Origin of the sequence: Secundilactobacillus angelensis, assembly GCF_012641075.1 — a bacterium.
Classification (GTDB): domain Bacteria; phylum Bacillota; class Bacilli; order Lactobacillales; family Lactobacillaceae; genus Secundilactobacillus; species Secundilactobacillus angelensis.
Genome location: NZ_JAAXLJ010000003.1, coordinates 113,848 through 128,679 on the forward strand (window position 1 = coordinate 113,848; position 14,832 = coordinate 128,679).

At 45.5% G+C, this 14,832-nt stretch carries 11 protein-coding genes; 2 read left to right on the forward strand and 9 right to left on the reverse strand.

Going from position 1 to position 14,832, the window contains the following annotated elements; translation table 11 throughout:
* Positions 1-33: 33 nt before the first annotated feature.
* The 3 genes from HC026_RS02500 to parE form a co-directional block, all read right to left on the reverse strand.
* Positions 34-993 (reverse strand): LysR family transcriptional regulator, encoded by a 960-nt coding sequence (locus HC026_RS02500; RefSeq protein WP_168924404.1) that lies wholly within the window; start codon positions 991-993, stop codon positions 34-36.
* A 114-nt stretch (positions 994-1,107) separates the two neighbouring features.
* Entirely contained in the window at positions 1,108-3,552 is a 2,445-nt protein-coding gene (parC, locus tag HC026_RS02505) for a DNA topoisomerase IV subunit A (protein ID WP_168924405.1), read from the reverse strand.
* A 20-nt stretch (positions 3,553-3,572) separates the two neighbouring features.
* On the reverse strand, positions 3,573-5,558 hold the full coding sequence (gene parE / locus HC026_RS02510) for a DNA topoisomerase IV subunit B (protein WP_168924406.1): 1,986 nt from the start codon (positions 5,556-5,558) through the stop codon (positions 3,573-3,575).
* Positions 5,559-5,694: 136 nt separating this feature from the next.
* Between parE and plsY the strand changes: the two genes are divergently transcribed.
* The gene (gene plsY, locus HC026_RS02515) at positions 5,695-6,336 is read left to right on the forward strand and encodes a glycerol-3-phosphate 1-O-acyltransferase PlsY (protein WP_168924407.1); all 642 of its coding nucleotides are present in this window, start codon (positions 5,695-5,697) and stop codon (positions 6,334-6,336) included.
* A gap of 89 nt (positions 6,337-6,425) precedes the next feature.
* Here the strand turns inward: plsY and HC026_RS02520 are convergent, their stop codons facing one another.
* Positions 6,426-7,307 (reverse strand): aldose 1-epimerase family protein, encoded by an 882-nt coding sequence (locus tag HC026_RS02520; RefSeq protein WP_168924408.1) that lies wholly within the window; start codon positions 7,305-7,307, stop codon positions 6,426-6,428.
* 183 nt (positions 7,308-7,490) lie between these two features.
* Here HC026_RS02520 and HC026_RS02525 point away from each other — a divergent pair, with 183 nt between their 5' ends.
* A complete protein-coding gene (locus tag HC026_RS02525; RefSeq protein WP_168924409.1) occupies positions 7,491-8,537 on the forward strand; it encodes a zinc-dependent alcohol dehydrogenase family protein in 1,047 nt (348 codons plus the stop codon).
* Positions 8,538-8,610: 73 nt separating this feature from the next.
* On the opposite strand, the gene hslU is transcribed toward HC026_RS02525, so the two are convergent.
* From hslU to dprA, 5 genes are all read right to left on the reverse strand, one after another.
* Complete coding sequence (hslU, locus tag HC026_RS02530) at positions 8,611-10,023, reverse strand: ATP-dependent protease ATPase subunit HslU (protein ID WP_168924410.1); 1,413 nt, start codon at positions 10,021-10,023, stop codon at positions 8,611-8,613.
* A gap of 23 nt (positions 10,024-10,046) precedes the next feature.
* Positions 10,047-10,589: an ATP-dependent protease subunit HslV gene (hslV, locus tag HC026_RS02535; protein WP_168924411.1), complete on the reverse strand. Its 543-nt coding sequence runs from the start codon at positions 10,587-10,589 to the stop codon at positions 10,047-10,049.
* Positions 10,590-10,609: 20 nt separating this feature from the next.
* On the reverse strand, positions 10,610-11,521 hold the full coding sequence (gene xerC, locus HC026_RS02540) for a tyrosine recombinase XerC (RefSeq protein WP_168924412.1): 912 nt from the start codon (positions 11,519-11,521) through the stop codon (positions 10,610-10,612).
* Between the two features lie 90 nt (positions 11,522-11,611).
* Positions 11,612-13,741, reverse strand: a complete 2,130-nt coding sequence (topA, locus tag HC026_RS02545) for a type I DNA topoisomerase (protein WP_168924413.1) — start codon at positions 13,739-13,741, stop codon at positions 11,612-11,614.
* A gap of 169 nt (positions 13,742-13,910) precedes the next feature.
* Positions 13,911-14,789 carry a DNA-processing protein DprA gene (gene dprA / locus HC026_RS02550; RefSeq protein WP_232843582.1) on the reverse strand — a complete coding sequence of 293 codons (879 nt, stop codon included), beginning with the start codon at positions 14,787-14,789 and terminating at the stop codon, positions 13,911-13,913.
* Positions 14,790-14,832: the final 43 nt, after the last annotated feature.

A 14,832-nucleotide genomic window follows, 5' to 3' on the forward strand; every position in this document is an offset into this window, starting at 1 on the left:
TATCAATTGTGTTTTTACATACTAATCATACTATTAATTTTGTTGGATTTCTTGCAAACGTGCCAAATAATCTTTGGTTTTCAGATATTGGTCGAATTGAGCTAAGAAGTGGCCAATACGTGGGATTTTATCCTTACCACTTCTGAAGACAAAGGCTAATTCAAAGCGGATGTTAGGTTCGAAACGCGCCGTCCAAGTATCCGGCTGAGCACCCTGCCCCACCACGAATGAATTTGGCAGTGCCGTATAAGCTCCCGTTTGATTGGAGAACCGCAACAGCTGACTAGGTGTTGTGAATTGCGCCACGCTGTTTGGCAAATCAACCATGGCGTTTTTGAACGATTCACGCATCACGTGGTTCAAATAATATTCACCTGGATAAGTGACCCATGGACTGTTTGGCGTATCCGCAAACTTGATCCGCTTCTTTTTGCCGAGCTTCTCATCGTGGTGAATAAAGAGCAGATCATCACTAATTATTCGTTTGGATTCGTATGGTTTCCAGTTCTTAATCGACTCATCTGGCAAGTACATAATGGCCAGATCAATTTGGTTATTTTCCAACTTATCCCAAATTTCCTTACGAGTCAGCATGTGTAAAGTGATCTTGACTTCTGGATTTTCGCGGTAGGACTGAATAACGAAGTCCTCAAAGACGCTATCTTCAACCGATGCCAACATCCCAATATTAATGTCACCTTGAGTGGCACTAGTAGATTGCTGAATCTCATCAGTAGCATCGTTTAAAACGCCATAAATCTTGTGGGTTGCATCTAGCATGGTATATCCAGCATCAGTTAACCGTAATTTTTTCCCAACTGAGTAGAATAAACGTGCACCAACTGTCCGTTCCAATTTTTTGATTTGCTGAGTTAATGCAGGTTGGGTAATTCCCAAAATCTGTGCGGCCTGCGTGTAATTCATCGTTTCAGATAATTGTAAAAAATAAGTCAGTGTTTTAGATGAAAAAATACTTTCTTGCTTGCTTTTCATGTGGGCGCCTCCTAAATGGGTTGTCCTTAATGTTTTATTATCAAAACTATAATAACCATCTTCGGCCGAATACGCAATTATTGTAATCCGAAAATAACTAAATACTAATAAAAATTAAGACAATGTTAAAATAGTTGGCTTATTTCGTAACACTTCGGGAATACCTTCCGATTCTGTATCAATGACGAATGACCCATTAGAATAGCGATTATTCATTGGATGTTCAGCTGGTAAAATGTCGTGCAAGCGTCGTCTGTCAGTAATCACTTCAAGCGGTGAGGACTTATCACCTAATCTTAAGAAATCAACGACCTCATGTGGATTCGACTTCAACGCGTGTAGGACTAAGACACCCTTGCGTGCCCGACTAGTGACTGGTAATTCACTAACTGACATTTTCTTAAAGGCGCCACGTTGCGTAATTAACGCTACTGTATCATCATCGTTAACCAACTGCAGGTCTACCACTGAATCGCCTTCGCCAAGATTCATCGAACGCACCCCAGTCGTGCGGGCACCGTTAACGGAAACCTCTGCCAGGTCGTAACGTAAGGCTAACCCGAAGCGAGACATCAATAACACAGACGCCTTGGCAGGTTGTGGCAAGTAGGTGACATTCACAATTTTAGCTTGATCAGACTTTAATTTTTCGAAGACCTTAGCACTAGACTTATACGTCCGGCCAGGTAACAGATTCTCAAACGCTGTCCGTTTAATGTACCCATCATCAGTAGCAATCAGGAATTCACCAGGGGCTTTAAGAGAATTAAAGGCGTATGTGGCAATGATTTCTTCATCGTCTGCAAGGCCGATCGTTTGCGAGATATGTTCACCGGTATCCTTCCAGCGCGCATCGGTAATTTCATGCACCGGCCGGTAAATTAAATTCCCTTTATTGGTGAACATAAACAAGTGATCCAAGGTACTGAGCTTTTCGGTAAAAATCGGATAATCCTCTTCCTTAAGCCCGTTATCTTCAGGGTCAGAAGCATTGTAAGACCGCACACCACTACGTTTCAGATATCCGTCACGGCTAACCATGACGACAACATCCTCATCGGGCACCATTACTTCCGTTGAAATCTTCAATGGTGTGATTTCAGCCTGAATCTCAGTGCGCCGATCATTACGGTACTGCTTGTTAATCTCACGCAGTTCTTTCCGTAAGACTTTGTTCAAAGCCTTAGGATCAGCCAAAATTTCTTTATACGTTGCGATGTTTTTGGCGAGCTCTACCGCTTCCTTTTCCAACGCGGTGACATCAGTGTTGGTCAACCGGTAAAGTTGTAAGGCAACAATGGCGTCGGCTTGCTCTTCGGAAAAATCGTAGGTAGCGACTAAGTTATCACGGGCATCTTTACGGTTCTTGCTGGCTCGAATAGTCGCAATCACTTGATCAAGAATGGAAAGTGCCTTAATCAACCCTTCAACAATGTGTTGACGTTTAGCCGCTTTATCTAAGTCAAACTTAGTCCGGCGGGAAATGACGTCTTGTTGGTGTTCCAAATAAGCGGACAAAATAGTCTTCAGACCAACGTGTTCAGGCCGCATATGATTAATGGCCACCATATTAAAGTTGTAGGTAACCTGGAGATCGGTATTCTTGAATAAGTAGTTCAAAATACCACTGGCATCCACGTCTCGCTTGAGTTCAATGGCAATGGAGAGTCCATCCCGGTCGGATTCGTCACGAACTTCAGAAATACCATCCACTTTTTTGTTTAGCCGAAGCTCATCAATGCGCTTGACCAACGCGGCTTTATTGACCTCGTATGGAATCTCACTAACCCGAATCAACTGTTTGTTACCACGAAGTTCTTCAATGGCAGTCCGTGAACGTACGACCACTCGACCACGGCCGGTTTCGTACGCCTGTTTAACGCCATCGATCCCTTGCAGAATCCCACCAGTTGGAAAATCGGGGCCTTTAACAAATTGCATTAATTGTTCCAGATCAGCCTTAGGGTGGTCCAGCAAGTAAAGCAAGGCGTCAATGACTTCACCTAAATTGTGAGGTGGAATATCCGTTGCATAACCCGCGGAAATCCCGGTGGCACCGTTAACTAACAGGTTGGGGAACTTTGCTGGCAACACGGTTGGTTCATACTCTGTATCATCGAAATTAAGCACCATATCGACAGTTTCTTTATCGATATCCCGTAGCATTTCGCCAGCAATTTTACTCAAACGGGCCTCGGTGTAACGCATAGCTGCAGGCGGGTCACCGTCCATCGAACCGTTGTTACCGTGCATTTCAATCAACGGTTCCCGGACTTTCCAATCCTGACTCATACGGTTCAGTGCTTCATAAATGGAACTGTCACCATGGGGGTGAAAGTTACCCATGACGTTACCCACGGCTTTAGCGGACTTTCGGAAGGGCTTATCGTACGTATTGCCATCCTTGTTCATCGCAAATAAGATTCGTCGTTGAACGGGTTTTAAGCCATCGCGAATGTCTGGCAGTGCCCGTTCTTGGATAATTGATTTTGAATAGCGACCAAATCGATCACTCATAACTTCTTCTAATGTGAGCTCTTGAATCTTAGTTCCTGCCACTCAAAGGACTCCTTTCATACCTATTTAGTTGAAGCTGGCTCGTGATGAGCCTCATTTGCTAAGTTATTATCGAGAATGCTGCCCTCTTCTTCCATGGTAAAGGCAACGTTGGCCTCGATCCACTTCCGTCTGGGTTCAACTTTATCGCCCATCAGCGTCGTAACTCGACGCTCTGCCAAAGCAGCATCATCGATTCGAACTCGAACCAACGTCCGGCCTTCCGGATTCATGGTTGTTTCCCAGAGCTGTTCAGCATCCATTTCACCAAGACCTTTAAACCGTTGCAATTTATAACCCTTCAACCCCTTGGTCTTAACTGCCAGTTCTTCGTCAGTCCAAGCGTATTCGTCAACCTGCTTTTTGCCGTTCCCTTTTTGAATCATGTAGAGCGGTGGCAAGGCAATGTAGACCCGGCCAGCATCGATCATTGGCCGCATATACTTGTAGAAGAACGTCAGCAGCAAGATTTGGATGTGGGCGCCATCGTCATCGGCATCGGTCATGATAATGATCTTGTCGTAATTAGCGTCTTCAATATTAAACTCAGAACCAACCCCCGCACCAATCGTGTAGATCATGGCATTCAGTTCTTCGTTTTTCATCACGTCTTCCAACTTGGCTTTCTCGGTATTCAAAACTTTACCACGTAAGGGCAAAATTGCCTGGAATTTACGGTTTCGACCCTGCTTGGCAGATCCACCGGCAGAATCACCTTCAACTAAGAAAAGCTCGTTCTTATCGGCGTTCTTCGATTGTGCCGGAGTTAACTTACCCGACAACAATCGTTCCTTATGCTTATGCTTCTTACCTGAGCGGGATTCATCCCGCGCTTTCCGGGCCGCTTCACGGGCGGTTCGTGCCCGCAATGACTTGTGAACCAGCATTTGGGCGAATTCGCCGTTTTCCATCAGGTAGTAACCGAGTTGTTCGCTAACCACGTTATCCACGATGGCGCGGGCTTCCGGCGTACCCAATTTTTCCTTGGTTTGACCCTCAAACTGTAAAATTTCTTCTGGTACTCGAAGTGAAATGACAGCGGACAGTCCTTCTCGAACGTCGGAACCATCTAAATTCTTATCCTTTTCCTTAAGTAATCCCACTTTACGGGCATATTCATTGAAGGCTTTTGTCCAAGCACTGCGCATCCCAGCTTCATGTGTCCCACCATCTGGCGTGCGGACGTTGTTAACAAAGGAAAGTAAGTTTTCGGAATAACCGTCGTTGTACTGAGCAGCCACCTCAACTTCGACGCCTTGCTTGCTGCCATCGAAATACATGATGTCTCCGAGGGTTTCCTTATCTTCGTTCAAGTAGGCAACAAATTCCTTGATACCTTCTTCATAGTGGAAGACTTCTTCTTGTTCCTGGTCCTTACGCATATCAGTTAGCGTAATTTTAACGCCCTTTAATAAGAACGCGGACTCACGTAGTCGTTCTGAAAGTGTGTTGAAATTAAACACAGTGGTTGTAAAAATACTGCTATCCGGTTTGAAATGAATCTTGGTTCCAGTTGGCTTGCGGGTATTACCCTTCTTAACCAGTGTAGTGATTGGATGACCGCCATCTTTGAACTGCTGCTCATACATCTTGCCGTCACGAACAATGTTAACCGTCAGTTCGGAAGACAGTGCGTTAACAACACTAGCGCCCACACCGTGTAACCCACCAGAGGTTTTATACCCCCCCTGACCGAATTTACCACCAGCGTGCAGCACCGTTAAAATCACTTCAGGCGTTGGTTTCCCCGAAGCGTGCATTCCCACGGGCATCCCACGACCATGATCGGTTACAGTGATGCTATTGTCTGCTTCGATGACAACGCTGATCTCGTCCCCATAACCAGCTAAAGCTTCATCCACAGCGTTATCAACTATTTCATATACTAAATGATGCAATCCACGGGCATCGGTAGAACCAATGTACATCCCAGGCCGTTTTCGAACAGCCTCAAGCCCTTCTAGAACCTGGATTGATGAATCATCATAAGTTGCTTTTTTACTCGGCACCAAAAAGACCCCTTTCACTGTTAATTACGGTATTTATTCAAAATCCATGATAACGATAAAATTATTCTGTCAAGTAGGCCGAAACATGCTAAAATATTAGCCGTGACACGTCATCATGACAATGGAGGAATGAGACTTGAAACTCGCACTTTTATTAATAATTGCCTACCTTTTAGGCGCGATTCCTAACGGCGTCTGGATTGGTAAGGGCTTCTTTCATACCGATATTAGAAAAGCTGGCTCCGGCAATATTGGAACCACTAACACGTATCGCGTACTCGGCCCAGTCGCCGGCACCGCCGTTTTAATCTTAGATTTAGCAAAGGGAACGGTGGCAACGTTGCTGCCAGTATGGTTCCTCAATTTTCATCTAAGCCAACACTCCCCCATCCTCTTGCTCTTTGGCTTTATGGCCATCCTTGGTCACACCGTCTCGATCTTTGATCACTTTAAGGGCGGTAAGGCCGTTGCAACCAGTGCGGGCATGTTACTCGCTTACAATCCGCTGCTCTTCGTAATCGCGTCAGTGTGTTTTGTTAGCCTTATCTATTTAACCAGCATGGTTAGCCTTGCGTCAATGATTAGTTTTACGATCATATCAATTTTATGCTTGGTGATTCAGGATTGGTATTTGTCTGCGCTAGCAATTTGCCTAACCGTTTTTGTTTACTGGCGTCACCGATCAAACATCAAGCGGATCATGAATGGGACGGAAAACATGGTGTCTTTTGGTCTAGGAAGTAAACGGCGAAAACGTCAGGAACCACATCAAGATTAATCGCTGCACGCATCACAAGTACTATCATATAAGTAAAAATAGAGCTGTGTCAAAATAATTTTTTGACACAGCTCTATTTTCGCGTAAATTTAGAAAAAGCGGATCTGGAAACCAGCATTAAATGATTCTTTAGGGCCCGTTTGATGAATGTCCATCTTGTGGGTAAATTCGCCGTCACTGGCAACGTTATCCGCAATTCCCCACCATGGTTCCAGACAAACAAATGGTGCTCGCTTCGGATACGGCGACCAGATGCCCACGTAAGGCGCATTCTGAAGCGTCAAAGCAACCCCATGATCGTTTAATTGCGTGCTTAACATCAGGGTCGTCTCAACGTGATCTAAATCAAGAATGAGTGCGTCCTGGTCAAATAAGTCGTGATCAAGAACCATTGGGGTGCTCAAGTTCAAGGTTTTCTCGTGTTGAACGTCATTATAGGGCCCCACCAACGGAATCTGCTGATAAGCCTTTTTAGGTGCAACGGTTACAAAATAATCAGAGAAATCACCATTCCCTGGTTCTAACGGCACGTTAAAGGCGGGGTGACCACCAATTGAAAATGGCAGTGTGACATCTTTGCTAGGATTGCTAACGGTATAGTGAACCGACAGCGTGTGCGCATCCAAGGTGAAAGTGACCTGTAACGTGAACTCAAAGGGATACTTCTCCCGAGTTTCGTCATCAGCTTCCAATTGAAAAACAGCGTGGTCATTTTCGTGCTCAATCACCATGAAATCCATGTCCCGCGCAAATCCGTGCTGCGTCATGTGATAGGTCTGCCCATTAACGGTGTACTGATCATCCTTTAAACGCCCCACGATCGGAAACAAAACCGGCGCGTGGCGACCCCAAAATTTAGGATCCGCCTGCCACATGTATTCGTTCTGGTCATCAACGCTCTTAACACTAGCCAACTCAGCACCGTGTTCGTTTATCTTAACTTGTAACTCGTCATTTTTAAGTTCGATCACTGTTAAAACCCCATTTCTCATCAGTCTTCAAGATTAGTATAGACCATTGGCTAGTTCCTTTCAATCACGAACTCAGTTTAACCAATCCGGATGACAATGCAAAGCCATCAGCTTGCGAAGTCTTGTGAAGGTGACTACAATTAAATTAACTTGAAAGCTAGTCTTTCACAAGAGGCGATAATCATGACGAAAGCAGTTTCTAATTTACCAACCACCATGCGCGCTTGGGCGGTTACTGAACCAGGTCCCATCGATGGCGACAAAAGTCCATTGGCATTTACGACCAAACCGGTGCCGACACCACAGCGCGGTGAAGTGTTAGTCCGGGTATTGACCTGTGGTGTCTGCCACACTGATTTACACGTGTCTGAGGGCGATTTGCCAGTGCATCAAGAACACGTTACCCCCGGTCACGAAATCGTCGGTGAGGTAGTCGCAATTGGACCTGACGCCCACCGCTTCGAACTTGGCGACCGGATTGGTGTGCCTTGGCTGCGCTGGACCTGCGGCGTTTGCCAATATTGCCGTTCCGGTCGCGAGAACCTGTGCCCTAATTCCCTCTATACTGGCTGGGATCACGATGGTGGTTACGCGGAATACACAACGGTACCTGAAGGTTTTGCCTACCGGATACCAGAGCGATTTGAGTCGCAAACGGCTTCACCGTTGCTTTGCGCCGGTATCATCGGTTACCGGGCCTTTCGCCGGGCCAACGTGCCAGCTGGTGGTCGACTGGGGCTGTATGGTTTCGGTGGCTCAGCACACATCACGGCACAGCTAGCCATCGACCAAGGGATTGAGGTTCATGTGTTAACACGCGGTAAGGATGCCCGTAAGTTCGCGCTTTCTCTGGGTGCCAAATCAGCTGCTGGCGCCTATGATCTGCCACCCGTTAAACTGGATTCCTCGATCATCTTTGCGCCAGTGGGCGACATTGTTCCCAAGGCACTGGAAGGCTTAGCTCCTGGTGGGACTTTAGCACTAGCTGGCATTCACTTAACGGACATCCCGTCCTTAAATTACCAGGATCACATTTTCCACGAGAAGAATTTAACCAGTGTTGAGTCCAACACCCGCCACGATGGCGAACAGTTCCTGAAACTAGCAGACCGGCTGGACATTCATCCTGAAACTACGCCGTACGCCTTTGATAAGGCGGATGAAGCTTTGCGCTACGTTAAAAAAGGCGATATTCGCGGGGCTTGTGTCTTGAAGATCGGCGAAGATTAAGCCAAATCGCTTAGTTAATCAAAAACGTCTAATTACCATTTTTTGGTAATTAGACGTTTTTAGTTTGTCGTCATTAAAGAATATAACGTGACAGATCCTTGTTTTTTACAATGTTGCCGATTTTATCATTGACGTAGCTTTCGGTAATGGTAATATCACCCATCTGCATATCCGGCCCTTCATAGAGCAGGTCTTCCAGCAGTTTTTCAAGCACGGTATGCAGTCGACGAGCACCAATATTTTGGTTCTCGTGGTTCAACTGATAAGCCAGCTCCGCGATGCGGTTAATCGCTTCAATGGTGAAGGTCACCTTAATGTTATCCGTGCCGATCAACGCAATGTATTGCTTAACTAAGGCGTTATTCGGTTCGGTCAAGATCTTAACGAAGTCTTCCTGACTTAATTCATCCAGTTCAACCCGGATTGGGAACCGGCCTTGTAATTCAGCAATCAAATCGCTTGGTTTGCTTTCAGCAAAGGCACCGGCGGCAATAAACAGAATGTGATCAGTGTTAATAGCACCGTACTTCGTCTGTACTTGGGTACCTTCAACGATTGGTAAAATATCACGCTGAACACCCTCACGGGAAACTTCACCGCTGTTTTTATCAGACTTTGAAGTGATCTTATCGATTTCATCAATGAAGATAATACCAGTATCTTGTGCCCGTTGAATGGCATCGTGGTTAATATCAGCATTATTAACCAGCTCTTCGGATTCTTCCTTAATCAAGATCTCACGGGCTTCTGAAACGGGCACCGTCCGCTTGATACGCTTTTTAGGCATCATTTGGCCTAACGTCGAACTTAAATCAATACCCATTTGGTTCATCATCGGGTTATTACCCGCCATAGCTTGTTGCGGATCGTCCATTTCAATTTCAACTTCGGAGTTTTCCAGCAAACCGTGAGCCAATTGGTCGGAAACTGACATACGCTGGTTCTTAATTTCGTCAGTGACTTCTTCCTTAGGTTCGTCAGCGGTTGGCATATCGCCTTTTTGCATTTGGGAGAACATGTTCATCAGGTTAGAAAAATCAGCCTGTTGGTTTTGCTTCGGCTTTTTGCCAGGTACCAATAATTTGACTAACCGGTTATTAGCACGCTTCGTGGCTTCAGCACGGACGTTTTCGAACTGGTTATCCTTTTCCATTTTGACGGATACGTCAACCAGGTTACGAACCATTGATTCCACGTCACCGCCAACGTAACCGACTTCGGTAAATTTAGTGGCTTCAACCTTAACGAACGGTGCTTTCACAATTTTAGCTAAACGACGTGCCAGTTCTGTTTTACCAACCCCAGTGGGGCCAATCATGAGCATGTTTTTAGGCGTAATTTCATCTTGCATGTCTTTTGACAGCTGCATACGCCGGTAACGATTCCGTAAAGCAATCGCAATCGACTTTTTAGCATCGTCTTGACCAATAATGTACTGATCGAGAAGAGAAACGATTTCGCGTGGTGTTTTTGTAATTGGGTCCAATCAAATCCCTGCTTTCTGTTGGGTTATAATTCTTCGGAAATGATGTTGTGGTTTGTAAAGATGTCGATGTCACCGGCAATGCCAATGGCGGTTTCGGCAATTTCTTTAGCACTCATGTCTTTAGCATGGTGATGTAGCGCAGTTGCGGCAGCTTGGGCAAAGTTGCCACCAGAACCGATGGCTAAGATGTCATCGTCTGGGGCAATCACTTCACCGGAACCAGAAACTAGCAGCATATCCTTATCATTCATGACGATGAGCAAAGCTTCCAGTTTCTGTAAGTTTTGGTCTGAGCGCCAGTCCTGGGCGAGTTCAACGGCTGCCCGTTCCAGGTTGCCGGAAAATTCATTCAGTCGGGCTTCAAATTTTTCTTCAAGTTTAAAGGCATCAGCCACACTGCCCGCAAAGCCGACGACCACTTGATCGTTGTAAATACGGCGGACCTTATGTGCCGTCCCCTTCATAATCACTTTTTCACCCATCGTAACTTGACCGTCTCCGGCCATGGCATTGTGCCCATTATGACGCACGGCAACGATGGTAGTTGCCTCAAATTTTACTGGCATGTGTTAAACCCCTGCTTTCTTTAATCATGAGTGGCGCGTGGAAAGTAACGACGATAATCACGCTGCAGCTGTGACTTGGTAACGTGCGTATAGATTTGTGTCGTCGATAGACTGCTATGACCCAAAAGTTCCTGAACGGTTCGTAAATCAGCACCGTGATTCAGCAAATGAGTGGCAAAGGTATGCCGCAACATATGCGGGTGAATGTCACCCGTCAGTGTGCTACGAGCAATCATCTGATTCAAAACGTATTCAACTCCCGTAGACGTGATGGGATCTCCGTAATGGTTAATAAAGACAACCTCATGGTCCTTATGATACTGTTGCATCAATGGTTCCCTGGTTATTTTCAGATACGTTTGCAAAGCATCCTTCGCGTAGTGGCCAAATGGCACGTAGCGCTCCTTGTTACCCTTACCATGAATCAACATCAGCTGACCGTCAAAATCAACGTCAGTTAACGTCAGTCCGCATAATTCACTGACCCGAATACCAGTAGCATAAAGGACTTCCAATATCGCCGAGTCCCGTTTTGCAAGCATGGTATCAGGATTCTCGCTAGCGGCCTTGAACAGCGCCGTCATTTCCTTTTCGTAGAAAAATCGGGGTAATGGCTGGGGTCGCTTCTTTAAGGTCACGTACGCAAACGGATTAACCTTGACTTGATCCTCACGAATCAAGAAATCGTAAAATGACCGTAAGCTGGAAATCTTTCGAGCAATCGTGGTGCGTGCCTTATGGTCATCGTATAACTGACTCAGGTACACTTGAACATCCAGCTTGGATACCGCTAATAAGTCAGTGTCGCCTCCAGTATCGACGAGAAACTTTTGGAAAGCGGCCAGATCTTCACGATAAGCCTTAACAGTCTCAGGCGAATACTGCCGTTCACTTTCCAGGTAGGTGATAAACAATTCAACTGGTGTTGCCATGAAAATCGCCTCCATGATTGTAATGTATCAAAAAACCAACCCCGATGCAATACATTTGGTCAAGGTTGGTCAAACTTAAACTTCTCGTAACTATTTTTGAACGGGTTCTTCATAATCGCCGTTTGGACAAACGACTTGAACGCCGCCTTTGATTTTCTTTTCTACTAGGAAGTGACCGTCTTTAGGACAATCACGGCCAACTGGTTTATCCCAGGTGACAAAATCACAATCAGGGTAGCGTGAACAGCCGTAGAATAAGCGGTTTTTCTTTGACTTGCGTTCGATAACTTGTCCTTCATGACACTTTGGACAGATGACGCCAATTTCTTTAACGATTGGCTTGGTATTGCGACAATCTGGGAACCGTGAGCAAGCATAGAATTTACCGTAACGCCCCATTTTGATCACCATTGGTGCGCCACAGATATCGCAGTCAAAGCCAGCGGGTTCATCCTTAATTTGAATCTTCTCAATGGTATCTTGAGCATGACTGACTTCGTTTGAGAACGGTTTGTAGAAACTATCGACAACCTTCACCCAATCTTGGCTGCCCTCTTCAATACCGTCCAGTTGTTTCTCCAAATCAGCGGTAAAGTTAATATCCACCACGTCTGGGAAATAATCCTGAATAATTGTATTAACAATTTCACCCAATTCAGTTGGTTCAAACCGGCGACCCACTAATTTAACGTAGTACCGACGCTGAATCGTATCCAGGGTTGGTGCATAGGTCGATGGCCGACCCACACCATTTTCTTCCAAGGCTTTGATCAAGTTAGCTTCAGAATAGCGTGCTGGTGGCTGAGTGAAATGTTGTGCCGGATCAGTTTTAGATAAGGTTAATTGATCGCCTTCATTCAGATCAGGCAATAAATTATCCTTTTCCTTACCATCCTTGTAAATCTTCAAGAAACCATCGAATTTTAATTTCGATCCGTTAGCTCTGAAGGTAACGCCGTTTTGCTCGATGGTCACAGCCATGGTATCCATAACCGCATTGGTCATTTGACTGGCCATGAACCGGTTCCAGATCAAGGAATAGAGTTTGTACTGATCGTTGGTTAGATACTGCTTCAAATCGGCAGGTGTCCGGTAAACGGATGATGGTCGAATCGCTTCATGGGCATCCTGAGCGCCTTCTGGCAACTTACCCTTAATTGGCTTCGTTGCAGCGTATTCTGCACCATACTTCTCGTGAATGAAGGAAGAAGCTTCGTGCTTTGCAATGACGGAAATCCGAGTAGAATCGGTCCGCATATAGGTAATCAGCCCTTGGGAACCCTCTTTACCAATGTTGATTCCTTCATAAAGCTGTTGGGCAGCCATCATGGTTTTACGCGTTCTGAAGTTCAACTTTTTGTTGGCTTCCTGTTGCATGGCCGACGTGGTAAACGGTGGTTGCGGTGTGCGCTTCCGTTCTTTACGGGTAACTTTGGTGATATCAAAAGGCTTGTCGCGGTCTAATTGCGCTAACACCTTTTGTACTTCATCGTTATCTGGTAAATCGTGCTTTTTGCCATCCAACCCATAAAAGCTGGCATTAAACTTGGAACGCTTGAGCTTGAATTCAAAGTCAATTGTCCAATACTCCTCTGGAACAAAGGCTTTAATCTCGTTTTCGCGGTCAATGATCAGCTTCAGCGCAATGGATTGTACTCGACCAGCTGAAAGTCCTTTTTTAACCTTTTTCCAAAGTAGCGGTGAAATCGAATAACCCACCAGCCGGTCAAGAATCCGCCGAGCTTGCTGGGCATCAACCAAGTCCATATCAATGGTCCGAGGTGTCTTGAAAGCATCCTTAACGGCATCTTTGGTGATTTCGTTAAAGACCACGCGGTTCTTTTCTTTTGGATCTAAGTTCAACAAGTGAGATAAGTGCCAAGCAATTGATTCCCCTTCACGGTCCGGGTCAGCTGCGAGATAAACTTGTTTCGCTTTTTTGGCTTCAGAGCGCAATTCTTTGATCACGTCGCCCTTACCACGAATCGAGATGTAGTGCGGATCGTAATCGTGATCAACGTCCACACCCATCTTACTCTTTGGCAGATCACGGACGTGTCCTAGACTTGCCATCACTTTGTAGGTGCGGCCAAGATATTTTTCAATGGTTTTTGCCTTTGCTGGAGATTCAACAATGACAAGCTTTTTTTGTGGTTTTTTTCGTTTAGATTTTGTTGTTTTAGTTTTTGTAGCTTTTGCCTTTTTAGTTGCAGTTGCCATCTAATTACCCCTTCTAGTGAGTGTTAAATATTTAATGCGATGAGATTACTAAATCTTTCACATCATATTTCATAAAAATTAGATTGTCAACTCATAAAGAGTTCAAAAACTACTATATTATAGAGCAAATGGATGTCGTTTTTGTAAAGTATACCCGGGTGAATGCTGGTTATTTAGTCGCTAATGACGGGTATTCATCCAGTATATCCTCGGCTGTCAAAATTGCTTTGGCGCCAGCTTGAATCAATTGATTACACCCACAGGAGAGCGGATCGTCAATTCGGCCTGGAACTGCCATCACGTCTCGGTTATTCTGCAGCGCGATGTTAGCCGTAATTAAACTGCCACTTTTTTGCTGTGCCTGCACGACTAAGGTTGCCTGACTCACACCAGCAATCAGCCGGTTGCGCTCGACAAAATGATACCGTTTGCCCACTGCATCTAAGGGATATTCAGACAAGACCAATTCATGTTGAGCCATGTACTGCTGCAATTTCTGACTGCTTGCCGGATAACTCAGATTCAAACCAGTGGCAATCACACCAATCGTATGGCCACGATTTTGCAAAGTAATTTGGTGACTTAAACTGTCCACGCCCGCTGCCAGTCCCGACACGATCACCATATCTCTGGCTACCAATTCAGGCAACAACTGCCTCAACACAATTTCGGAATAGGCCGTGCTCTTGCGACTACCCACTACGCTCAATAAATGTTGGGCATTCAATAAATTGAGATTTCCCAGATAGAACAGAATCATTGGCGGCAACCAACTTTCCTTGAGCATCAGCGGATATTGGGGGTCAAAAAAAGTCAGGTAGTGCGACTCCTTTTCGTGTCGTGCCAATGCCTGACTAATTTTATCACTCATAAACCCTCGTTCGAACTTTTCCCGGTGCTGTGGCAAGATACCAGCAATTTCGCTGATATGAACGGGAAGTAAATTTCTCAACTGTCCCGGATGTTCAGTCAGCCATTGCGCCACCAGATATTCGCCCTTCATGCCGATTCCGGGAGTCAAATGTAAACGGAGTAAAAATTGATTCATCTTCACGGTAGTTCACCTCATACTTAGTTTCAGCAAACTACGG